Source organism: Paraburkholderia ferrariae NBRC 106233 (assembly GCF_000685035.1).
In the GTDB taxonomy this organism is placed as follows: Bacteria; Pseudomonadota; Gammaproteobacteria; order Burkholderiales; family Burkholderiaceae; genus Paraburkholderia; species Paraburkholderia ferrariae.
Genome location: NZ_BAYB01000048.1, coordinates 1 through 22,135 on the forward strand (window position 1 = coordinate 1; position 22,135 = coordinate 22,135).

Genomic DNA, 22,135 nt, shown 5'->3' on the forward strand with positions numbered 1-22,135 from the left:
CCCATGCCGCCGAAGAGGCGCGAGAGGCCGTTGCCGCCCAGCAGCGAATCGAACGGGTTCAGCATGCTTTGATGACGCATCAACTGCCGGTAGTGGTAGTCGCAGATCGACAGCGACTTGCGCTCACCGTTCTCGTTGACGACAACGCGTGCGACCGCGGGGCGGGCGTGACAAATATCGCAGAGTGTAGGCATGATCGGGTGACCTCTAACCGTGGGAAATATGGGCAGCGCGAATGGGCAGGAGAATGTTGCCGGGCGTGGCGAGCGCAATGCGCTTGCCCGCCGAACGCGCGAATGCCGCGACCTTGCCGCACCCGTTGCGCACGGCCGAAACCGCGCCGTCACCCGGATCGAGCGTCGCCACGATGAAGAGGGCGCAAACGGTGACGGGACCGATTACGGCTTGAGGCTCGGCATCAGACATAGGCATAGGCGACTCCTGCAGAAGCGGCGATCGGTACGTCCTGAGTGCATGAGCGGCGCTGGCTTCGATGCGGCGCGAAGCCGGCGCGCGCATGCAGCGCGGTGTCCTGACTATCTGGTCTCTTGTGCGCCGCCCCCGTCATTGCACGGCAATGGAATTGAAATGTTCTGCGGTGGTCGATCGAGCGAACCGAAGTCTTCAGGCGGTCAGTCAATGCGAACCACAAAAAGGGACAATTTGACGTTTGAATTCTATGAGGCGATCCGGCGGCTGTGAACCTCCGTGCATCCGATACCTAATATCGGGTGTCCGGGTGCATGGCGCGAGCCGATATTAGGTATCGGATTCGCACGCTGCGCGCAGCGTTTCGTTCATTCAGTTTAGATGTACGATGGCTCGAACGTGAAGGACAGACTCGCAGAATGTGCGAGGCGAATGCCGCCACAGGGGGCGTCATGAACGGCATGATCGGAGGCTACGTCGTGCGCGCGGGTGCGAAGCGGGACGCGTTGAGTCCGGTGTACAGTCCGGACCTTTCGACCGTGGAGCGCCTGATCGAACTCTTCAACGAGCAGGACGGCGTTGTGGTGCTGCGCGTCGTTACGACAGCCACGACAGCGCCCCCCGCATTACCGGCCTTCTGCGAACTTGCGCTTTACGCCGAGCACGGCCTGTTCGTACTGCTGCTCAATGCGATGGTGGGCGACGAGGCTGCCGCGATCGACCTTCCCGGCGTGGATGGCCTCGACTGCGGTTTCGTCAGCATGCCGGGCGACAGTTGGGCGCGCCGTGCCGTGACGCGCGACTTTGCCGTTGTGAGGCAGACGTTTCGCGCGATGGCGGGGCTCGGTACGCGCGCGAGGGCGTGAGAACCCGGGGCGTGAAAACGTACGACGATAACGATTCCATGCGTACGCTGATGCTGCGCTGCGACTGATGAGCCGTAGCGTTGCGGATACTGCGTGCAGCACGCTATTTGTGCATCATCGCCATGACGAGGAAGTGAAGGGGCAGCGTGAGCAGCACCGTGCCGCCAAAGCCCACGCACCACAATATGGCAATCCACTTCAGATCATGCAGGAAACGGTGGCGCCGGCTGGCGGGCTCGCGCTTGATGGCTGGCTTCATGGTCAACTCCTCACCGTCGTGGTTGGCTTCGGGTGCAGGCCGCGGCACGCGGGGCCGCCTGCTTCAGGCAGCCCCCGTGGCACACGTTCGATCATGCTCGCGCATTCATTATGGCACCACTGGCGCGCCGCCGCGCCAGCCAACGACTTTTCAAAAGGGGACCTCACGATGACTACCGACTACGATCCCAACGTGCGCATCAAGGAACGCGACAAGGCCGGCCCCCACCTCACCACGCAGGAGCACGTGGGTATGAACGGCAAGATTGCCGTCATCATCACCAATGCCGTGGGGACGATGTGGTGTGCCTACGTTTTCGCGGCCATCGCGCTGATCAGTCTGCCTTCGTCGATTGCGGGCGGCGTGCCCACCCTGATCGCCTGGATTGCACAGACGTTTTTGCAACTGGTGCTGCTCTCCGTAATCATGGTGGGGCAGAAGGTGGCGGCCGCGGCCTCGGACAAGCAGGCGCTGCAAACTTATAAGGACGCGGAGGCCCTGCTGAAACTCCAGGCGGAGATGCGCAAGCTCATCGAGGTCAACAATACGCTAACCGAAGCGATCCACCGCGCGGTGATCGACAAGGACCGGGCGACCGCGCAGCCCGGCAGTTGAGTGGCGCGGGCCTCGTCTTCCAGGCACGCAACGACCCGAACAAGGAGCGAACATGGCGCAACAGGAACGCATGGAATGCTATGGGTTCGACGTCACCGCGCATTCGCGGTGCAACAGGCTGGGTGGGTGGATCGCCCATGTCGAGATCCATCACAAGGGGCACCTCTTTGCGACCTGCAGCCCCGACACGGTTCAGCCCGAGTGGCGGACCGAGGTCGAAGCGAATCGCGACGGCATCGAACGGGGCTGCAAGTTCATCGGCCGCATGATGAACGATCCGCACGACCGTTCCTGGGTTGCCATACGCGCGCACGCGCAGAAGTGGTTCTTCCGGATCGAGGAATCGCAGGAGTCCGAGCGGATCGTGCACGACGTGCTCGTGCGCAAAGGCGCGAGCACGTAGCACGCTGTACGTGGCGCCGCGCGAAGTCGCAGCTTTCGCGCACGCCTAGCTGTCGTCTACGTTGTCCGCGTAATGGTCGATTGCGACCTTGCATTCGTCCACGATCACCTGGAGCGCGTCCGGGTCGAGCGAGTCCACCCAGCGCTCCACGTGCAGGAAGCGGTCGGTGCCGAGGTCGGCGATCCGCGCGGCGTCGGTGGTGGTGGCGGAGACGGTTGCGAGTCCGCGGTTGTTGGGCAGCGGCGCGAGCGTCGCGGCGATCTGGAACCGGCGATAAAGGGTGCTGGCTGACACGGCGATTCACCTCATGAGCGATGGTGGGCAGAGCAGTTATGGCATGGTGCGGCGAACCAGCGCCCTTTACCACGATAGGCGCTGGGTGAAAATCTTTCCGCCATAACCCCGCACGACTTCATCCACCTCGGTTTCGGGGGGCGACTTCGTTTCGAGGATCAACGCAACGTTGCCGGGAAGAAGCTCGCCTTCGATCGAAGCGGTCATCTTCTTGTCGAGCCCATGCTCGATGGCACGGCCCGCGAGCGCGGCGCCAGCCCCCGCTGCCGCGCCGGCCACCACGCCGAGCGGTCCGGCAATGAGGCCGATCAGGCCGCCCGTCACGGCGCCAATCGCGGTCCCCCAGTACGGCCCGGTGTACTCATCGAGCACCGCAAGCTTGCCGTCGGCGCTCTTCTGGACCATCACGCCGCTCTCGATCTTGAAGCTGCCGTCGTCCGTCACGAAGTTGTTGAGATCCCGCGCGCACCGTTGCGCCGCGTCCAGATTGTCGAAAGTCGCGACGATCAGCATTTGAGACATTTCGCACTCCTCGTTCGATGGGCCGCGCCAGTTCAACGCGGTTCAACGCAGTTCAAGATAGACAATAACGACACACCCGCCAGCGCGAATCTTCCGATATTGACTATCGGTCCGCGCCCAGCGCTTCGGCCACCCAGGTCTTCAGCATATCGACAATCTTGCGCACGCGCGCGGGAACCGGGCGCTGCGGCCGGATCAGCAGATTCAGCGCGAGCGGCGGCACCGCATAGTCGGGCAGCAGGCGCACGAGGCGCCCTTGCTCGATGGCGTCCCGGCACGCGGGCGCTTCCAGCACGCCGATGCCCACGCCCGCCATCACCATTTCGAACATCGGCCGCCAGTGCGTGGTCTTGATGGTCGTCTGGATCGGCACGCTGTCCACGCGTTGGGCGGCGGCTTCCGGTGCATCGGGCACATGCGATGCGAGCGGCAGCAGATCGGAGTCGAAGGTGCCCTTCACGCGAATGAAGCTGTGGCTCGCGAGCTCCGCGGGTTCGGCAATCGCGCCGTGGCGCTTCACATAGTCGGGAGAGGCGACGAGCCAGCGCTCGATCTGGCCGAGCGGGTAGGCAATGTACGCGCCGTCGCCGAGCGGCCCGAGACGAAAGGAGATATCCACGCCCTCGGTCACGAGGTCGGCAATCTTGTCGTTCAGCACGAGCTCGATGTCGAGCTGCGGATAGCTCTCGCGAATGCGCCGCAGCCCCTCGGGCAGAAGCGTTTCGCCGAAGCAGTGCGGCGCAGCAATGCGGATCGTGCCTTTCACGGCTTGCTCGTCGTTCGAGACTTCGGCCACGGCCTGCTCCACGGCACCCAGCACCGACTTGCTGCGTTCGTGGAAGATGATGCCTTCCGGCGTGCACTTGAATGCCCGCGCGTTGCGCAGCAGCAGTTGGCAGCCCAGATACTTCTCCAGCCGCTCGATGCGCTCGCTCACGGCCGGCTGGCCGATGTCGAGATCGCGCGCGGCCCCCGAAATGCTGCCTCGCTCCACCACTCTGACGTAGATCCGCATTGCTTCCAGCAGATTCACGCTGCGCTCCCTGGCTGGGCTAACCCGCTGGTCGGTGCGTGCTTCTGGTGGCGGCGTGGACATATGACCCCTTTCATTCCCCTGGCTCCGGATTCCCGCGTCGCGAATCGTTGAGGCGACGCATTACGGCCCAAGAATAAAGGGAGGCATGCATGCGCGGTATGCACAAATCGACCCCGCGCCGCGCAGTACAGTTCTGCTACGATCGAACCGCGCCGGGGAGGGCGTTCGATGAACCTTTACGAAAAACTGGCGGACGAAATCGAAACGTCGATCCGGCAAGGGGTCTACCGGCATGGCGAAAAGCTGCCCTCGGTGCGCCAGATGGGCCAGCAGCACCGGCTCAGTGTGGCGACCGTGGTGCGCGCGTATATCCTGCTGGAAAGCCGCGGCCTGATTACGAGCCGCCCGCAGTCCGGCTACTTCGTGAACAGCGAGGGCCACGCGGGCGAGGGCCGCATTCCGGAGTTGCGGCCTTCGCGGCCGCAGCCGGTTTCGCGGCCCGTGGACGTGAGCCGCCTCGTGCTTTCCACCTTGCGCTCCATCGGCGTGGACGACGCCGTGCCGCTCGGCTCACCGTATCCCGATCCGCGCCCATTCCCCTTCGACAAGCTCAACCGCTACGCCTACGACGCCGGCCGCGGCCAGGAAGTCTGGAGCGTGATCGACGCGCTGCCGCCCGGCAATGTGCGGCTCATGCGCCAGATTGCCCGCCGCTACCTGGAAAACGGCATGGCCATCGACCCCAACGAGATCGTCATTACCGTGGGCGCGACGGAGGCGATCAATCTGTGCCTCCAGGCGGTGGCGAAGCCCGGCGACACCATTGCCGTGGAGTCGCCCACCTTCTATGCGATGCTGCACGCCATCGAGCGGCTGGGGATGAAGGCGATCGAAGTGGCGACGCACCCGGATTCGGGCATCGATGTCGATGCGCTGGCCGACGTGATCGCATCGCATCCCGTCAAGGCGTGCATGGTCATGCCGAACTTCCAGAATCCGCTGGGCTTCCTGATGCCCGATGCGAGCAAGCGCGCGTTCATGGATCTCGTGACGGCGCACGATATTCCGGTGATCGAAAACGGCGTCTACAACGAGCTGTATTACGGCGACGCCTATCCCACCACGCTGAAGTCTTTCGACACGAAGGGGCTCGTGCTTCATTGCGGCACGTTTTCGAAGAGCCTGACCGTGGCTTACCGGATCGGCTGGGCGCTGCCGGGACGATACCGGGATCAGGTCGAGAAACTGAAATTCCTCAACACGCTCACCTCGCCGACGATCCCGCAGATCGCCATCGCCGAATTTCTCGAGCGCGACGGCTATGAGCACCATCTGCGGCGCGTGCGCAAGCTCTATGCCCAGCAGGCCAGCATGATGCGGGCCATCGTCTCGCGCTTCTTTCCGAAGGGCACGTGCATGTCGCAGCCGGTGGGCGGCTACGTGCTGTGGGTGGAGTTGCCGGCGTCCGTGGATTCGCTGCGCCTCTACAAGCTCGCGCTGGACCAGGGCATTACGATCGGGCCGGGCTACATGTTCTCCATCTTTGAGGAGTCTTACCGGAATTTCATCCGGCTCAATTACAGCAGCCCCTGGACGGATGAAATCGAGCAGGCGGTGATTACCGTCGGCAAGCTCGCCGCCCTCTGCATGCGTGGTTAAGCGCGGCGGCCGGCCGTCCTGTGGTCCGGTCGGCAGGCGTGAATGTTATTCTCGATGCACGGAGAGGCGAAAGAGGTTCACGCGAGGCTATTGCGGAGTGGATTCCATGGCTATCGATTTTTCGTTTTCGGTCAAAGTGTTCTCGGCGCTCTTCGCCATCATGAATCCCATCGCCAATATTCCGGTTTTCCTCTCGTTGACCGAAGGCGTTTCCGATACGGGAAAACGGAAAATTGCGGCGGTTACGTTCGTTGGGACGACAATCGGCTGCCTGATCTCGGTGACGGCGGGCGAGGCGATACTCCGCGTGTTCGGCGTGACGATTGCCGATTTTCGTCTCGCGGGCGGCCTGCTCGTGCTGCTCATTGCGCTCGACATGCTGCACGGGTCGTCGAGCGCGCAGCACACCCCCCGCCAGAGCGAACTGGGCGACAACGGTGCCGATCAGGACGTGGCCGTGTTTCCGCTGACCATGCCGCTGCTCGTCGGTCCCGGAACGATTGCCACGCTGATCGTGTTCGGGCATACGGCAACCGAAGAGGGCAAGGAAGTCAGCCTCGCGCTGGGGCTCGCGGTTTTCCTCGTACTATTGGCCATTACGCTCTTTTCCGCACCGCGCATTGGGCGTGTCCTCTCGCCCAAAGTGACCGCCATCACGAAGCGGCTGATGGGCATGATTCTCGCTGCCATCGCCGTGGAGATGATGACGGCGAGTCTTTCTGCACTGTTCAAGGGGCTGGCCCGCTAGTGCCGGGTTGATGGCGGGTTTGTTCTGCCAGGCGCTGCCGGGTGCCTTGTCGATGTCATTGGAGGGAGAAACATCATGTCTGATCAGAGTGCGGGTTTGGGCGAAGCCTTCATTGCGAAGCAGCGCGTGCGTCTCGAAGCGCTGCAGCGCGAACTGCTGGGCGGCGAGGAGGGCACGATAGCGGACGAACGCACGTTCGAGGAAGACCACGGCGAAGAAGCGCACGAATTCGAGGACGAAGGGCAGCGGCTGGCGCAGGACGTCGCGAACCAGGCGCTGCGCGATACGAGCAACCAGCGTATTGCCGACATTCAGCGTGCGCTCGAAAAGATCGCCGAAGGAACCTATGGCTACTCCGACGAAAGCGGCGACCCGATTCCCGTCGAGCGGCTCGAGGCCGTGCCGGAGGCGATCCTGACCGTGCAGGAGCAGGCGGCGCGCGAAGCACGGCATTGATGTGCCCGCAACGAGAGTGAACGCGCAGCCGGAAGCCAGCCCCGAAGGCAAACCCCGAAGCCGAACCGCGGAGGAAGAGGTGACACCCGAACGCATCATGTTCATCCGGCACGCCGAGAAGCCGGCCCCCGATCTGGGCGGCGGCGTCGATGCGAACGGCAAGGCCGACGAAGAAAGCCTGGCCGTGCGCGGCTGGCAGCGCGCCGGTGCGCTCGCGCGGTTTTTCTGCCCGCAGGAGGGCGGCCACGCGGCGAAGCTCACGCCTCACTCGGTGTTCGCCCCCGGCACGGGGCCGGCGAGCAAGAGCCGCCGGGCCATGCAGACGGTCGCGCCGCTCGTGGCGCTGCTGCAGGCCGGCTCGCAGGTGAACTTCGTCACCGCGTATCTCAAGGACGACGGGGCGGCGCTGATGAAGGACGTGCTGGCCCAGTCGGGCATCGTGCTGGTGGCGTGGGAGCACAAGGTGCTGCCCTCGCTGATCGGCTACCTGCCTCACGCGCCCAGGGTGCCCGCCGCCTGGCCCGAGGACCGCTTCGATCTCGTGTGGGTGCTCGACCGAAAGGCCGACGGGTGGAGCTTCACCCAGCTTGCGCAAATGCTGCTGGCGGGGGATAGCGAGAAGCCGATCGAATAGCGGGCGAATAGCGGGCGAATAGCGGGCTTCGAGGCGCATCCCGCGCCTCGAAGCGGGACAGCGATCAGGCTTCCACGTCGGCGAGGCTGAAGATCTCCGTCTTGTCGTTGTACGAAAAGACCTCGCCGTAACGGCCCCAGGCGATCACCGTGTCGAGCGTTTCCTCTGCGGCGTCATCGGAGAGGAAGTCCTCCAGTTCCTGCTCGAAGCGCACGCGCGGCGCGCGATGCCCCGGGCGCTCGCCCAGCACGTTCTTGATCTGCGCCGCGAGCGGCACGCAGCGCAAGAGGTGGTCGGCGAACATCATCTTGCGCTCCTGCGTGCCGCGGTCCGCGAAAAGATGTCCGGCCTGCGTGAGGATGACGTCGCCTTCGACCACTTCGGCAAAACCCAGGTATTGCAGCATTTCGGCAACCGGGAACAGTTCATCCACTTCCAGTTGCAGCGTGCGCGCGATTTCCGGCATGTCCGCGCGGCCCTTGTACGGTTCGGCGGCGAGCGTTTCGATCAGACCCGCCATCAGGTTGGTCGAGACGCCGGGCAGCCCGCTGCTCAGTTCGAGTTCGCGCTTCGCCGTCGCGCCGATCTGGCGCGCGGTCATCTTCGCGTAGATCTCGTCCACGAGGCGGCGGAAGGCCGGGTCGAGCCGGTTGCGCGGATGCTTGAACGGCACTTCGATCTCCGCCGTCACGCGGCCCGGGTTCGACGAAAGCACCAGGATGCGGTCGCACATGAAGACCGCTTCCTCGATGTTGTGCGTGACGATCAGCACCGACTTGATCGGCATGCGCCCCTGGGTCCACAAGTCGAGCAGGTCGGTGCGCAGCGTTTCTGCAGTGAGCACGTCGAGCGCGGAAAACGGCTCGTCCATCAGCAGGATCGTGGGATCGACCACCAGCGCGCGTGCGAAACCCACGCGCTGGCGCATGCCGCCCGAAAGCTCGCGCGGATAGGCGTTTTCGAAACCGTCCAGACCGATCAGGTCGATGGCCGCGAGCGCGCGCTCGCGCCGCTGCTGGGGACCCACGCCGATCGCTTCGAGGCCGGCTTCCACGTTCTCCAGCACCGTGAGCCAGGGGAAGAGCGCGAAGGTCTGGAACACCATCGCCACGCCTTCGGCGGGGCCGCGCAGCGTTTTGCCCTGATAGACCACCTCGCCGCCCGTGGCCGGAATCAGGCCGGCGATGATGCGCAGCAGCGTGGACTTGCCCGAGCCCGAACGGCCCAGCATGCCGACGATTTCGCCCTCGTGCAGCGTGACGTTCACGTCGTCGAGCACGAGCAGCTCGCTCTGGTTCTTGTCGAAACCGCGGCTCACGTGCTGGACGCACAGCACTTCTTTGCCGGGCTGCGTAGCGGGCTTGAGGAGATCGGCGATATCGGCCTGGACGTTTTGCATGGTAGGAACTCTCGGTCAAGTCTGTCGATTGCAGCGGATCGTCAGCTTCGGTTGTGCGAAATAAAGCTTGCTGAAAGAGGTTGTTCAGCTTGCGCGGAGCCTGGACGGGACAGCAACGCCCCAGTGTCCAATCATGCAGGTACTTCGTGACAGAAACTTGGCATCGTTTAGGAATCCCGTGATTTTCTGCGGGGATGAGGGTGAGGCTGGCTCGCGGCAGAAGTGCATGCGCCCGGCCAGTAAGCGAATTGTCGGCGTGGGGGTGCCGGGTTGCGGTCCAGTTGGCGCTCGGGCCCGGCCGGGCGGGGCCCGGGAGCGCCCCTTACAGGTGTGTGGGATAATTGCTGAGTTAAGCCCCAGGCACGACTCAAGAGGTTGTTCGCACGGGCGCGCGAGGGGGGCCGTCAATCCCGTGGTCCCCATGGAATGAGCCAGCGACGCTTTTCAAGCGATTTTCCTGCGATTTTTCTACAGCAACCACGATGCCCACATACCGTTCCAAAACCTCCACGGCCGGCCGCAACATGGCGGGCGCGCGTTCCCTGTGGCGCGCCACCGGCATGAAAGACGACGACTTTTCCAAGCCGATCATCGCCGTCGTCAACTCGTTCACCCAGTTCGTGCCGGGCCACGTGCACCTGAAGGACCTGGGCCAGCTCGTTGCGCGCGAGATCGAAGCTGCGGGCGGCGTGGCCAAGGAGTTCAACACCATCGCCGTGGACGACGGCATCGCCATGGGCCACGACGGCATGCTGTATTCGCTGCCGAGCCGCGACATCATCGCCGATTCGGTGGAGTACATGGTCAACGCGCACTGCGCCGACGCCATGGTCTGCATCTCCAACTGCGACAAGATCACCCCGGGCATGCTCATGGCCGCGATGCGGCTGAACATTCCCGTGATCTTCGTTTCGGGCGGCCCCATGGAAGCGGGCAAGACGCGTCTTGCCAATCCCGTGACCAAGGCCATCGAGGTCAAGAAGCTCGACCTGATCGACGCCATGGTGATCGCGGCCGACACGAAGTATTCCGATGCCGAAGTGGCCGAAGTCGAACGCTCGGCCTGCCCGACCTGCGGCTCGTGCTCGGGCATGTTCACGGCCAACTCGATGAACTGCCTGACCGAAGCGCTCGGCCTCTCGCTGCCCGGCAACGGCACGGTGGTGGCCACGCACGCGGACCGCGAGCAGCTCTTCAAGCGCGCCGGCCGCCGCATCGTGGAGCTCACGCGCCAGTACTACGAACAGGACGACGAACGCGTGCTGCCGCGCTCGGTGGGCTTCAAGGCATTCGAGAACGCCATGACGCTCGACATCGCCATGGGCGGCTCGACCAACACCATCCTGCACCTGCTGGCGGTGGCGCAGGAAGCGGGCATCGACTTCGGCATGACCGACATCGACCGCCTCTCGCGCGTCGTGCCGCAGTTGTGCAAGGTGGCGCCGAACACCAACAAGTACCACATCGAAGACGTGCATCGCGCGGGCGGCATCATGGCCATCCTCGGCGAGCTCGATCGTGCGGGCAAGCTGCACACCGACGTGCCGACGGTGCACACGGCCACGCTCAAGGACGCGCTCGACCAGTGGGACATCGTCCGCACTGAGGACGACGCCGTGAAGACCTTCTATCAGGCGGGTCCGGCAGGCATCCCGACCCAGGTGGCGTTCAGCCAGAACACGCGCTGGCCGAGCCTCGACCTCGACCGCGCCGAAGGGTGCATCCGCTCGTATGAGCATGCCTTCTCGAAGGAGGGCGGCCTTGCCGTGCTGACCGGCAATATCGCGCTGGACGGCTGCGTGGTGAAGACGGCGGGTGTGGACGACAGCCTGCTGGTGTTCGAAGGGAGGGCCCACGTGACGGAGTCGCAGGACGAGGCCGTGGAGAACATCCTCAACGACAAGGTCAAGGCCGGCGACGTGGTGATCGTGCGTTACGAAGGCCCCAAGGGCGGCCCCGGCATGCAGGAGATGCTGTACCCCACGAGCTATATCAAGTCGAAGGGGCTCGGCAAGGCGTGTGCGCTGCTCACGGATGGGCGGTTCTCGGGCGGGACTTCGGGGCTTTCGATCGGTCACTGCTCGCCCGAAGCGGCAGCGGGCGGCGCGATTGGTCTGGTGCGCGACGGCGACAAGATCCGTATCGACATTCCCAATCGCACGATCGACGTGCTCGTTTCCGATGAGGAACTGGCGCGCCGCCGCGAAGAGCAGAACGCGAAGGGCTGGAAGCCTGCCAAGGCGCGTCCGCGCAAGGTGTCGGCGGCATTGAAGGCTTATGCGAAGCTCGTGATGTCGGCGGATAAGGGCGCGGTGCGGGATTTGTCGTTGCTGGAGGATTGAGGGCGGCGGCCTTTGAGTCCGTTTCTCTGCTATAACGTGTGGGGCCGCTCTTGGGAGCGGCCTTTTTTATTTGTGGTGGGGAGTTTGGGTGAGGGCGATTGGGGCGGGGTGGGGCTGGCCAGGAAGCGGCCACCTTCGGTAGACGGCAAGATAGTGGAGTAGCGCGTTCCAGCCTTTCTGAGCTCGCGGTTTGGATCATGATCCAGGAAGACCAGGCGATCGATGCCACCCGCATAGGGCACCGTGCGGCCAATTACGATGCGATAGGCATTGCGCGAAAACTGACTGGTCAACTCAAGAGAACAGGCATGGCGATCTACATGACGCTTAAAAACATCCCGGAGCTTGCGCGACTATCTCCCGAAGAACGACTCCGCGTTTGGAGGCAGGGCCGCCGACGGGCCCGGCGCCATTGGCAAACATGGATTGGCTGGACTGCGTGCGGAGTATGTGGAGGATTAGGGACTCATTTAGGAGGACTTCATGGTTCCCCCGTCCTTGGGGCCGCTATCGGCGGAGGTCTTGGTGGGTTCATCGGCGTGCAAGTGACGATCTGCGTTGCGCGAGCTAATAAATATTTTACTTAGGTTTATCCGGGAGTCTATTGTTTGAATGGCTGTTGCAATGCGGCCAGTTTGGGACATTCGACAACAAGAAATGCGCGAGCGAAAGCTGCCATTCACAGTGCGACATGAGCTGCGGGAGGCGCACTAGAGGGAACAATGCATAGAATGATGAATGCGGGTTTGTTCACGGCATTAATCCCTCGGGGTCGGAGTACATGAAATCAGACGCGGACAAGATCATCGATCTCTATGACCGGCATGCGCATGACTATGTCGCGGATCGTCGGCGCGGCAACGGGAGCGAAACCGCCTGGCTCGATAGATTCGGTGCGCTCTTGAGACGTGGATCATCCGTGCTCGACATTGGTTGCGGTTCAGGCTCGCCGATTGCGGAATATCTCGTCAATAAAGGCTTCGCGGTGGACGGTATCGATAGCTCCCCAGCGTTAATAGCGCTCTGCCGTGAGCGTCTTCCGCAGCGATCCTGGCGCGTAGGGGATATGCGTGGCCTCGCACTTGAGCGGACATTCGATGGCTTGCTTGCCTGGGACAGCTTCTTTCATCTCTGTCACGATGATCAGCGCCGCATGTTTCCGATCTTTAAGCGACACGCGTCACCGCGCGCCGCACTGATGTTTACTAGTGGACCTTCGCATGGTGAAGCCACTGGCTCGTACCGTGGTGAACCTCTCTATCACGCTAGTTTGGCTCCCGAAGAATATCGAGCGCTGCTGAAAGCAAATGGCTTTCTGGTTGTAGACCATATCGTCGAAGACGCGGATTGCGGTGGGCACACTGTTTGGCTCGCTCAAGTCGAGCACTAAATGGCACCGAAGCGACCGCCGACCGGCTGCTCCGGGTCGGCCTACCTCGCGCTGCGAATTGTCGGCAATTCGGTTGCCTGCTCGGGATGTCTTTGCAGGTTCAGCAGCTGGCAACACTCAGCTCATCTAACCGATCTACGACGGGCCGCCGGATTCAGCCCTGCCCGAAGGCAATGACGTATCCGTTGCAATCGCGCACGAGCAGCTCTCTCATGCCATAGATCCTATCAACCGGTCCTTCAACAATATCGGCCTTCTTTGCGCGCAGTTCCGCGGCAAGTTGATCCACATTCGAGACGTAGACATAGGCATCAAACGTTTCGTCCATGACGGTTCGATTGGGCCGCGCGACCGGAGTCCTTGGTGGCCGCACCTGCCGGAACATGATGTTCACGTCGTCGCGTTGGACCATGACAAAGCTTGGTGGGACACCAAAGAACTCGTCGAAGGTAAAGCCCAGGACATCACGATAGAACTCTGCGGTCGCAAACACGTCATCTACGAGGAAATAAGAGACCGATCGTGTCATCCTGCAGTCTTCAGGTGCTGCGTTGGTAGCCATAGGTAGCCTCGTCGGGTATGATACTAAAAGTATCAATAGAGATACTTAGTGTCAAGCATGATAACGGGCATACAAATCAGGGCAGGCCGAGCGCTTCTCGGTTGGGATCAGACGAAGCTTGCGGAGATGGCCGGCGTTTCGAAAATCACGGTCAAACGCCTCGAAGCGGCAGGCGAGGATATCCACGCGCATTTTTCGACGGTCATCAAGGTGATGGCCGCATTTGAGAGTGCCGGCGTGTTGTTTCTGAGCGAAGAGGCTGGTCTTGGCTACGGCGTGCGGCTACGTCGTTAGATCCAGGCCGACGCTGGGTTCCTCGTGAGATTCCTGTCGTGGAACTCCACCGGCCTTCTATTGCGCGTACACCCGCTGTCCGCTTTGTTGGGAACTCAAGGGCGCTCAGGGGCGATACCGGATGTTCCTAGGCAGCGGCGACGAGCTTGCCATGGGTGCATCTCTGCGCCACTCCGCCACCGGGCCGGATGCCCGGCGCGTTGTGACACATTTATTGTCGCAACGGTGTCATTTTTATTGGGGTCTACGGCTGAGGCTTCGGTCGCCACACTGCAGGCTGATCTGGCGCGTACCGAAATGGCGCTCGAGCAGAGGACGAGCACATTGCTCGCCGCGCAGGTGCACATCCAGGAACTCGAACAGGCTCAGGCCGCAGCAGCGGCGACACGTGACGCACTCGAAGGCGAGCTGGCACGGGCGCAGCAGGCACTGCGTGAGCGGGACGCTGCTCTTGTGCAGGCCCGCACCGATTTCGCCGCTGAACTCGACAAGCAGCGGGCCAGCACCGAACTTGCCGAGACCCGACTTCAGGCCGCAGAGAAACGCACGCTGCTTGAGCTCAAGCGCGAGCGGGCTGCGAGTATGCGTCTGCAGCGGAACTGGACGGCGCGCAGCAACGCGCGACTCGTGACGGCGAACGTGCGCAGACCGAGATCCAGTCACTGCAGAAGCAACTGGGAGACTTACGCCATCAGGCGGGTATGCTGGAAGGGCGGCGTGGGGCGATGCGGGCGAGTCACGAAGCTCAGGAGCAGGCGCAGGAGCTGGAACTCCTGCGCCTGCGCGTATCCAGTTCGGTCAGCTCCGCACGCCGCGCTCCTCGACGCGCGGCCCGGAAACCTACGGTCGCTGTGCAAGCTGTTCGAAAATCCGGCGTGAAGACATGAGTCGTGCAGGACGCGGCCGGCGCAAACCGGTCCCCCCCGGAAATCGGCGTGCTGATGCACTACGAGGAGCGTGTGGTACGGGTAATGGCCGAAGCGCGCGGACAGCGCGCGATCATCGAGTCACTTGACGAAGATGGCCGTGCCTTCCGCAGTGCGGTGAAGTGGAAGAATCTGAGGGAGCTTCCGGCGCAGCTATTCGGACGATGTGCTGAGCCTGAAGTGCCCTTGCGGGACCGGTACAAGTCTTACTTCTGGAATGGATCAACTTTTACTTCGTCGGACGGCAAACGACCAGAAGTTCGCGCGAAAGCCGCCGGATCGGGCCAGGGCAGGGCGCCGCACATCGCCGTACCCCGAGCGCCATTCGGTGCCGGGAGCGCGTCGTAAAAATATTTTCAGATCGCTCTTCGAATAGCGGGCCTTTTGCCGATAACAACAAAAATCTGACAAAAGGAGCCACATCATGCCGTCTGCTGTCGATCATTTCCCCGAAGCCGTCCCGTTCGTCGGTCTACCGGTATGCGTGTCGAGCGCGCCCGGCCGCCGGGCCTTTGCGCTGCGAGGGGTTTTCCCGCCTTTCAGTCGCGCCGTGCCCGGGCGGTGGAGGGGGCGCAATGAGCATCGCAAACGACAGGACGCCTCCCGTTGTGCAGGTTGTTGCACCGGCAGGCCGTTCGCGCTGGTTGCGCCGCGCGAAAGTGTCGGGCGGCGCTGCGCGGCTGGTCGGCTTTCTGGCGCTGGTCGTGTGGGGGATGTTCTGGCCGCAGCTCGATGGCCATTACACCGGTGACGCCGGCCGCCTCACGGTCGATGTGGTGTTCGATGGCAAGGCCACGCATGTGACGTTGTCGGGCGAGGCAGCTCCTCCCGGGCCGCAGGGGCGCATGAATGCCGACCGGGGTTTCACGACCGTCACGTTTGGGCCGGATGTCCCGGACCGCCAGGTGCTGGAACGCCAGGCGCTGATGTTCCATCCTTTCCGGAATGGCCCCGGGCAGTACGAGCTGGCCAGTGGGTGCCGTTCGGTCGCGCTGACCAAAAGCACGCCGGGCAGCCGCTTCGGTCGCGCGCATCCCTATCTGGCGATGTTCCTGCTCACGGTCGGCCTGGTGGGCTTGATGGCCTATTCACTCAACGAGAAGGCGAAGAGCGAGCCGGAGAATATCTACACGATGTGGTCCTGTACTGCCTCGTACTGACGGAGAGCCTCATCGTGCTCGGCGCGGCAGCATACCTGGGAATGTTCGGGTTCGACGGGGTGCCCCGAAACCCGATCGCGCGTGCCATTGTCTGGGGCGTTGAATATTTTCTTGCCGTACCGGAGGATTGCGCGGTGCTGCTCGGGATTCTGGTGATTGTCGTCGTGCCGCAGTGGGGGCATACATGCTCAGTGGCGCCGTCGGCGCGGCGCGACGCTCGCGCCACGTGGTGGTGACGGGCAAAGTGGTTGCGATGTTCATCTCCAGGGCCTTCCTGAGCGCTTCCGCCGTCGCGCTGGCGATCGTCGTTGTCGGGAGCTATTACGCCTGGCTCACTCCCGGGCCGCTGAACGTTCTCGCGAATGTGATGACTGCCGTCATGCTGCTGATGATCGGCCTGATGATTTTCTGCTTAGTCCCGGTCAAGGATGCGAAGGGGCGGGTTGCGCCGCAACGGGTTCGCCGTAACCACAAGCGGATGCGTCGCAAGATGCGCAAGCCCGCGCGCGCGATCGCGGAGCAGATCGAACGGGAAGCGCGCGAGGCTGCGCAACGGCGGCGCGAGGCTCTGCACGCCATGCATTGCGCGTGCGGGCGTGGCGGGTGGGTGTGGGACGCGTCGCACGGCTGGGCGGCGTGGTGGCACCGGCATCTTTTTCGCGGCTCGCGCCGACGCTAGAATCGGACGGTCGGCGCCCGCCGGCGTTACCCCCAAAGGACCATGTCTGAGCCGAACCCCGAACTGAAGCTGCTGCGTGCAGAACTCGGCCGCGTGAACGATCTGCTGGCCGATGCGCGAGCGCGCGAAGTCGCGGCGGTACTGGCCAGATTCCGGGATGAGGTGGCGCTCCTCGGCATCACCGAACAGGAAGTGCGCCGGGCGCTGAGCTATGATCAGCCGACGCGGCTGCCCGCGAAATACTACGACCCGGTCGCTGGCACCCACGGTCGCGACGTTTATCGGCGCGTGCTGGAACGGAATGAGCCGCGGCCAGTTGCTCGAGCGTGCCCGACGCATCGGGCTGCATGTCTCGATGCGCATGCTGACTGATCCCGCGCTCGATGGCGTGCGACGTGATGTACTTCGATTGATTTCGCGGAACGGCTACGAAGGACAGGAGGTGCGCATCGAGCTGGTGGCGCACGTGCGGCGGGTCGTGCGTCGTCGCGGCGCGCGTCGGGCGAAGGCGTCGCCGCCGCCGGTGCGCGACGCCCGGCAGGGCGGACTTTTCTTGCCAGCTGGGGCGTTGCTGGATCGGTGCGTGGCGGTTCGATATCCTCGCGGCGTTGGCCAGCGAATCACGGATGCGCAGTGGCGGGCATGGGCCGCAATACGCGTGCCCTTCTGGCGTGGTGTTACCGGAGAGCGTTTTCCATACCGTTTCCATACCTCTTGAGAGCCCCGACTGGTGGGCTCCGGGTCGAACAAGACTCCTCTTCCTTAGGGCGCCAACGGCGCCCAAGACCTTGGGCGCGGTCGGCATTATGGCAAATTAGTTAGATTCTTTCGGCACGATACCGATAAACTTGTCAACGCGGCCACGGCGATAATTTCGTCTACCAGCGCAGGCATGGGACGGGTTTAACACCGATGTCACTGGCGTGTACAGGACGAGAGTTCTTCCGGTTCAGCGACAAAGACAATCCGTCCCGGTGCCTTACGGCGCTGCTGCTGTTGCGAAACCAACCGAAACCAACCATATCCCTGTCGGTTTTCACCCCTCAAGACTTCCGGCGCGTTGCCGATATTAAAAGTCGATGCGGCTGTTTGAGCAACACCGTTCACTAGCTGGGTCGGCGCGGCGTCAACGTGTTGCAAGGTAAGGCTATGTCGGATTTGAGTAACAGATCACAGGAATACGTGGACGGCGCTGTGGTCAGCTTCGCTGTGGTCGGGCGCGGTGCTCATGGCGAGTTCGTCATCAATGCCTGCAACGACCCGTTCATCCAGATGGCGGGTGGGATGGCTGCGGACTGGAACACGTTCCCCATCTCATTCGACGCCCTGATTCCGGAACAAGTGGGACTCGAGTTGTGCGAAAAGCTACGGGCATGCTTCACGTCAGGAGCGGCGCAGGAACTGCAGCAGTCTTTCGCCCTTCATGACGGCGTACACCCGTGGCGCCTCTCGCTTAAACCTCTCAGACATACGAGCAGTGGAACGGCCGTGCACGAAGTCCTCGTGACAGGTTTCGACACCGCCTCGGAAATGCGGCTGACACATGAACTCGAAGTGAGTGCTTCCCGTTTTCGGGCGGTGGTCGACTCGGCTTACGACGCGATTGTAACGATCAACGAACAGCACAACATCACGTTCTTCAATCGCGCGGCAGAGAACCTGTTCGGCTACAAGTCGGCCGAGGTGCTGGGACAGCGGATCGAGATCCTGTTGCCGGAAAAGTTTCGCGCGAATCATTCCCGGAACGTCAGGCAGTTCGCAGACTCCGTGCAGATGAGCCTGCGCTCGATCACACCGCCCCGCATGGACGAAAGCAACAGCGTGTATGGACGGCATCGGGATGGCACGGTCATCCCTGTCGAAATCGCGATTTCAAAAATAAAAGTGAATGGCGTCATCGAATTCACGGCAGTTGTTCGCGATATCCGCGAGCGCGCCGAGCTCATCGAACTGCTGAAAAAGCAGGCCGTGACCGATGCCCTGACCGGCTTGGCGAATCGCCGCGAATTCCTGGATTTTGTCGAAAAGGTGCTCGGTACCGACGACCTCCTGTCTGTGTTTATCCTGGACATCGACTACTTCAAGAAGATCAACGACACCTACGGCCACGATATCGGCGACGAAGTGCTGCAGGTGCTGGGGAAGGTCGGTATGTCGATTCCGCACGAGTCCCGGTTGTTCGCGCGCTGGGGAGGGGAGGAATTCGTCGCGGCATTGCCGGGCGCGGACGCCGCAGTCGCGTGCCGGATCGCGGAGACGCTGCGGCGCCGCTTCGAGGAACAGGATTTCGAGCACGCGTGGCGCGTGAAGCCGATCTCGTTCACCGTCAGTATCGGTGTCGTCACGCGGGAAGCGGGCGAGCGTGATGTGCACGCGTTGATGCGGCGGGCAGACCGGGCGCTCTATGTGGCGAAAGAGTCGGGCCGTAACCGCGTCGAGGTCGGGTAGACGTTTCGTTGTGCCTGCACACGAAAGGCGAGGCCGTTTCCCATGGCAGCGTTGCCTGGAAGAACCTTGCAACGTCGGCGTCGAATTGTTCATGAAACCGGGCGCGGTTGAAACCCGGCAGCCCGCTGCAGATTTCTGCTGCGGATGGTACAGCCGGAGTCGGCTGCTCATTTATTTTGAGAGCCTCGACCGTAGGGCTCGGGGTCGAACAAGGTTTCTCCCCCTTGGGGCAGAGTTCGGCCATGAAGCGACAGTCGTGCACAACGGTGTCCAGCCATTCAAAGGGCTGCTCCACCTGGGAAGCCGCCATGGAACTCTGCGAATCGAAACGTTCTTTGGATCCGGCAGTCCGCATCCGCACCGGCACCTCACCTGGTCTTCGACGTCCCTCTCCAGCAAACTCACTACACCAGACGCACTCAGTGCGCGAAGCTGATCGGCAAGCCACCGTCCGGATGCGCGACGGTACCCATCGGGATGCCATAGATCGCGCTGAGCGTCTCGGCACGCATCAACTCGGCGGACGGACCGTACGCGAGCAGGCTGCCGCCTTTGAGCGCAATGAGTTCGTCGCAGAAGCGGACCGCCATGTTGATGTCGTGCAGCACCACCACGACGCCGATACCGCGCTCCTCGCTCAAACGCTTCACGAGCGTGAGCACTTCGATCTGGTGAGCGATGTCAAGCGCAGAAATCGGCTCGTCCAGCAACAGACAATCGCTATCTTGCGCGATCAGCATTGCGAGCCACACGCGCTGCCGCTCGCCGCCCGAGAGGCTGTCGACGGCGCGATCGGCAAAACGCAGCACGTCGGTCTGCTCCATCGCTTCGAGTACTTTCTGCGCGTCGTCGCGCGAGAAGCGGCCGAGCGCGCCGTGCCATGGATAACGCCCGAGCGCTACCAGTTCGCGCACCGTCATGCCGTCGGCGGCGGGCAATTGCTGCGGCAGGTACGCGACCTCACGTGCGAACGCCCGGCTTTCCCAGTTCTCAAGCGGTCGCCCCCCAAATTCGATCACGCCCCCAGCTGGCTGCAGCTGGCGCGCGAGCAGCTTCACAAGCGTCGATTTGCCGGAACCGTTGTGACCGATCAGGCCATACACGCGCTGCTTCATCAGTGTCAGCGATAAGGGCTTAAGCAGCGTGCGGCCATCGGCTTCGAACGAGACGTTATCGAGCTTAAAAAGCGCTCGCGCGGGAACTGCCGTCAGCGGCGCCTCGTCGGGCGAAAGCGTCGTGGGCAAACTCGTAGACATACTCATCGGTAAAAACCTCGACAGCAACACAGATTCATCAACACGATCGCCAGACCTTATTTCTGCGCGGCAAAGGGCGTGTGCACCGTACTGCTTTCAACCCTTCCATCGACGGATCGCGCGCCGGGATCCGCACCCGCGCCGGTCTCTATGAGCTGACCGTATTCGAGCTTGATATAGCGGTCCGCGAGATGGAAATAACGGTCGTCGTGCGTGATGACCAGCACGGTCTTCCCCTTCGCCTTCAGTTCAGGCAGCAGCTTGCGATAGAACACGTCCTTGAAGAGCGGGTCCTGATCCGCGGCCCATTCGTCGAACAGGTAGAACGGCCGATCCTCCAGATACGCGACCAGCAACGCGAGCCGCTTCCTTTGCCCTTGCGAGAGTTCGAGCGTGGAGAAGACGCCGTCGTCGATGCTGACCTTGTGATCGAGTTGCAGATGCACGAGCAGTTCCTGCACTGTCTGATCGAGCCGCTCCAGACGCATGCCGAGCAGGTTGTCGAACAGGAAGAAGTCGCTGAACACCACGGAAAATAGCTGGCGGTAAGCATCTCGCCTAGCCTCGCCCACGCTCTCGCCGTTGAGCAGGATGCGGCCGCTCTCGGGCGGATAGAGACCCACGATCATCTTCGCGAGCGTGGTCTTGCCGCTGCCGTTGCCGCCGATCAGATAGACGAGTTCGCCGGGCTTGAACGCGAGGTTGATCGGCCCGAGCGAGAACACATCGTTCTCCTTTTCGCGGAAGTAACGATGCGTGACGCCGTCGAGCACGATGCTGTCGAACCCGCCGTTCACCGGCGCATCGGGGCCGTTTGCATCATACTCAACCTCTGGCGGCAATTCGGCGTTCACCTGTTCGATGCGCTCCAGTGCAACGCGTGCGGTGCTGACGCTCGGAATCGCAGAAAGCAGCGACTCAATCGGCATGATCATGTAGAGGAACACCATCGCGTAACCCGACATCACGTGCGTGTTCACCGGAAAGATCCGCGCGACCACGAAAAGTGTGATGCCGATGAACGCGAACAGGATGAAGCTGCCCCAGCTCGCTGCCGCCGCGTAGAGCACGTAGCCGCGCGTGCGCTGCACACGCACGGCTTCCACATTGGTGGAAAGCGTGTCGTCGATAAAGGCGGCGCGGCGCAGGCGATGCAGCTTCAGCTCCTTGGCGCCGTCGAAGAGTGCCCGGAAGTGGCGCACCAGATCGTCTTCGCGCCGGCGCGACGCGCGCAGGTGAAAGAGCGCGCGGCCGTTGGCCACCCGGAAGCCCGCCGCACCGATGCCGATCGTAAGGATCGCTACCAGCAGGATCTGCCACGACAGCACGCTCAGGTATGCAAGGCAGCCGATGATCACAGCGCTTTGCATCGCAAGCGCGGGCATGCGCACGAACAGCATCACGATGGCGTCCAGATCCTGGGTGAGCACGGCGAGCGAGCGCGCTGCGCCCTGCTGCTCCAGGTGGCGAAACGAGGCGTCGCCGATGCGGCGGATCGTCTGCATGCGCAGGCTCGCCTTCGCGCGTTGGCCGAGGTCCATGAAAAGCGTCTGCGAGAGCGTACGCGTGGCGAGCACGATCATGCCAAGCGCGACGAACTGCCAGCCAAGCCGCGCGAGTTGCACCACGGAGGCCGACAGCGCCTGGTTGATGAGTGCGACGAGACCGGCGTTACCCAAGCCGCTAACGAGGCTGGTGATGAGCGCAACGAACAAGGTCCAGCGTGAATTGCGCGCGAGTTTCAAGAGCAAAGACATG

General features: G+C 62.7%; 26 protein-coding genes. 16 read left to right on the top strand and 10 right to left on the bottom strand.

Going from position 1 to position 22,135, the window contains the following annotated elements; all coding sequences use genetic code 11:
* Both BFE01S_RS41210 and BFE01S_RS33210 read right to left on the bottom strand, forming a co-directional pair.
* Positions 1–194: hypothetical protein (locus tag BFE01S_RS41210; protein WP_042339509.1), on the bottom strand; the 194-nt coding region annotated here is incomplete at its 3' end.
* Between the two features lie 13 nt (positions 195–207).
* Complete coding sequence (locus BFE01S_RS33210) at positions 208–432, bottom strand: hypothetical protein (protein ID WP_156967247.1); 225 nt, start codon at positions 430–432, stop codon at positions 208–210.
* 449 nt (positions 433–881) lie between these two features.
* On the opposite strand from BFE01S_RS33210, the gene BFE01S_RS33215 reads away from it, so the two are divergent.
* Positions 882–1,295, top strand: coding sequence for a DUF6911 family protein (locus tag BFE01S_RS33215; RefSeq protein WP_156967248.1), 414 nt, complete (start codon positions 882–884; stop codon positions 1,293–1,295).
* 103 nt (positions 1,296–1,398) lie between these two features.
* Here BFE01S_RS33215 and BFE01S_RS44825 read toward each other — a convergent pair whose 3' ends face one another.
* Positions 1,399–1,554 (bottom strand): hypothetical protein, encoded by a 156-nt coding sequence (locus tag BFE01S_RS44825; protein WP_156967249.1) that lies wholly within the window; start codon positions 1,552–1,554, stop codon positions 1,399–1,401.
* 168 nt (positions 1,555–1,722) lie between these two features.
* On the opposite strand from BFE01S_RS44825, the gene BFE01S_RS41215 reads away from it, so the two are divergent.
* Both BFE01S_RS41215 and BFE01S_RS41220 read left to right on the top strand, forming a co-directional pair.
* The gene (locus tag BFE01S_RS41215; RefSeq protein ID WP_156967250.1) at positions 1,723–2,169 is read left to right on the top strand and encodes a hypothetical protein; all 447 of its coding nucleotides are present in this window, start codon (positions 1,723–1,725) and stop codon (positions 2,167–2,169) included.
* A gap of 52 nt (positions 2,170–2,221) precedes the next feature.
* Entirely contained in the window at positions 2,222–2,572 is a 351-nt protein-coding gene (locus tag BFE01S_RS41220; RefSeq protein ID WP_042339512.1) for a DUF6566 family protein, read from the top strand.
* Positions 2,573–2,617: 45 nt separating this feature from the next.
* On the opposite strand, the gene BFE01S_RS33240 is transcribed toward BFE01S_RS41220, so the two are convergent.
* The 3 genes from BFE01S_RS33240 to BFE01S_RS33250 form a co-directional block, all read right to left on the bottom strand.
* Positions 2,618–2,866, bottom strand: coding sequence for a hypothetical protein (locus tag BFE01S_RS33240; RefSeq protein ID WP_042339515.1), 249 nt, complete (start codon positions 2,864–2,866; stop codon positions 2,618–2,620).
* 66 nt (positions 2,867–2,932) lie between these two features.
* On the bottom strand, positions 2,933–3,388 hold the full coding sequence (locus tag BFE01S_RS33245) for a DUF1269 domain-containing protein (protein ID WP_028229206.1): 456 nt from the start codon (positions 3,386–3,388) through the stop codon (positions 2,933–2,935).
* A gap of 103 nt (positions 3,389–3,491) precedes the next feature.
* A complete protein-coding gene (locus BFE01S_RS33250; protein ID WP_028229207.1) occupies positions 3,492–4,421 on the bottom strand; it encodes a LysR family transcriptional regulator in 930 nt (309 codons plus the stop codon).
* 231 nt (positions 4,422–4,652) lie between these two features.
* Between BFE01S_RS33250 and BFE01S_RS33255 the strand changes: the two genes are divergently transcribed.
* From BFE01S_RS33255 to BFE01S_RS33270, 4 genes are all read left to right on the top strand, one after another.
* The gene (locus tag BFE01S_RS33255; protein ID WP_028229208.1) at positions 4,653–6,083 is read left to right on the top strand and encodes an aminotransferase-like domain-containing protein; all 1,431 of its coding nucleotides are present in this window, start codon (positions 4,653–4,655) and stop codon (positions 6,081–6,083) included.
* Between the two features lie 106 nt (positions 6,084–6,189).
* Positions 6,190–6,831, top strand: a complete 642-nt coding sequence (locus BFE01S_RS33260; protein WP_028229209.1) for a MarC family protein — start codon at positions 6,190–6,192, stop codon at positions 6,829–6,831.
* 75 nt (positions 6,832–6,906) lie between these two features.
* A complete protein-coding gene (locus tag BFE01S_RS33265; RefSeq protein WP_028229210.1) occupies positions 6,907–7,287 on the top strand; it encodes a TraR/DksA family transcriptional regulator in 381 nt (126 codons plus the stop codon).
* 79 nt (positions 7,288–7,366) lie between these two features.
* Positions 7,367–7,921, top strand: coding sequence for a hypothetical protein (locus BFE01S_RS33270; protein ID WP_028229211.1), 555 nt, complete (start codon positions 7,367–7,369; stop codon positions 7,919–7,921).
* 64 nt (positions 7,922–7,985) lie between these two features.
* Here the strand turns inward: BFE01S_RS33270 and BFE01S_RS33275 are convergent, their stop codons facing one another.
* Positions 7,986–9,320 carry an ABC transporter ATP-binding protein gene (locus BFE01S_RS33275; RefSeq protein ID WP_028229212.1) on the bottom strand — a complete coding sequence of 445 codons (1,335 nt, stop codon included), beginning with the start codon at positions 9,318–9,320 and terminating at the stop codon, positions 7,986–7,988.
* A 482-nt stretch (positions 9,321–9,802) separates the two neighbouring features.
* On the opposite strand from BFE01S_RS33275, the gene ilvD reads away from it, so the two are divergent.
* Positions 9,803–11,662 (top strand): dihydroxy-acid dehydratase, encoded by a 1,860-nt coding sequence (gene ilvD, locus BFE01S_RS33280; protein WP_028229213.1) that lies wholly within the window; start codon positions 9,803–9,805, stop codon positions 11,660–11,662.
* A 781-nt stretch (positions 11,663–12,443) separates the two neighbouring features.
* The gene (locus tag BFE01S_RS43655; protein ID WP_084170358.1) at positions 12,444–13,052 is read left to right on the top strand and encodes a class I SAM-dependent DNA methyltransferase; all 609 of its coding nucleotides are present in this window, start codon (positions 12,444–12,446) and stop codon (positions 13,050–13,052) included.
* Between the two features lie 154 nt (positions 13,053–13,206).
* Here BFE01S_RS43655 and BFE01S_RS33290 read toward each other — a convergent pair whose 3' ends face one another.
* Positions 13,207–13,614: a VOC family protein gene (locus BFE01S_RS33290; RefSeq protein WP_084170360.1), complete on the bottom strand. Its 408-nt coding sequence runs from the start codon at positions 13,612–13,614 to the stop codon at positions 13,207–13,209.
* A 57-nt stretch (positions 13,615–13,671) separates the two neighbouring features.
* On the opposite strand from BFE01S_RS33290, the gene BFE01S_RS33295 reads away from it, so the two are divergent.
* From BFE01S_RS33295 to BFE01S_RS33325, 7 genes are all read left to right on the top strand, one after another.
* A complete protein-coding gene (locus tag BFE01S_RS33295) occupies positions 13,672–13,908 on the top strand; it encodes a helix-turn-helix domain-containing protein (RefSeq protein ID WP_028229216.1) in 237 nt (78 codons plus the stop codon).
* A gap of 297 nt (positions 13,909–14,205) precedes the next feature.
* Positions 14,206–14,787: a hypothetical protein gene (locus tag BFE01S_RS33300; protein WP_028229217.1), complete on the top strand. Its 582-nt coding sequence runs from the start codon at positions 14,206–14,208 to the stop codon at positions 14,785–14,787.
* 56 nt (positions 14,788–14,843) lie between these two features.
* Positions 14,844–15,182 carry a hypothetical protein gene (locus BFE01S_RS43660; RefSeq protein WP_156967251.1) on the top strand — a complete coding sequence of 113 codons (339 nt, stop codon included), beginning with the start codon at positions 14,844–14,846 and terminating at the stop codon, positions 15,180–15,182.
* A 227-nt stretch (positions 15,183–15,409) separates the two neighbouring features.
* Positions 15,410–15,994, top strand: a complete 585-nt coding sequence (locus tag BFE01S_RS33305) for a hypothetical protein (protein WP_028229218.1) — start codon at positions 15,410–15,412, stop codon at positions 15,992–15,994.
* A gap of 184 nt (positions 15,995–16,178) precedes the next feature.
* Complete coding sequence (locus BFE01S_RS33315; protein ID WP_156967252.1) at positions 16,179–16,673, top strand: hypothetical protein; 495 nt, start codon at positions 16,179–16,181, stop codon at positions 16,671–16,673.
* 42 nt (positions 16,674–16,715) lie between these two features.
* On the top strand, positions 16,716–17,045 hold the full coding sequence (locus BFE01S_RS44830; RefSeq protein WP_052421062.1) for a hypothetical protein: 330 nt from the start codon (positions 16,716–16,718) through the stop codon (positions 17,043–17,045).
* A gap of 777 nt (positions 17,046–17,822) precedes the next feature.
* Positions 17,823–19,121: a sensor domain-containing diguanylate cyclase gene (locus tag BFE01S_RS33325; RefSeq protein ID WP_028229221.1), complete on the top strand. Its 1,299-nt coding sequence runs from the start codon at positions 17,823–17,825 to the stop codon at positions 19,119–19,121.
* Positions 19,122–19,540: 419 nt separating this feature from the next.
* On the opposite strand, the gene BFE01S_RS33330 is transcribed toward BFE01S_RS33325, so the two are convergent.
* Positions 19,541–20,383 carry an ATP-binding cassette domain-containing protein gene (locus tag BFE01S_RS33330; RefSeq protein ID WP_245621259.1) on the bottom strand — a complete coding sequence of 281 codons (843 nt, stop codon included), beginning with the start codon at positions 20,381–20,383 and terminating at the stop codon, positions 19,541–19,543.
* Between the two features lie 50 nt (positions 20,384–20,433).
* A complete protein-coding gene (locus tag BFE01S_RS41230; RefSeq protein ID WP_042339522.1) occupies positions 20,434–22,134 on the bottom strand; it encodes a cyclic peptide export ABC transporter in 1,701 nt (566 codons plus the stop codon).
* Position 22,135 lies beyond the last annotated feature (1 nt).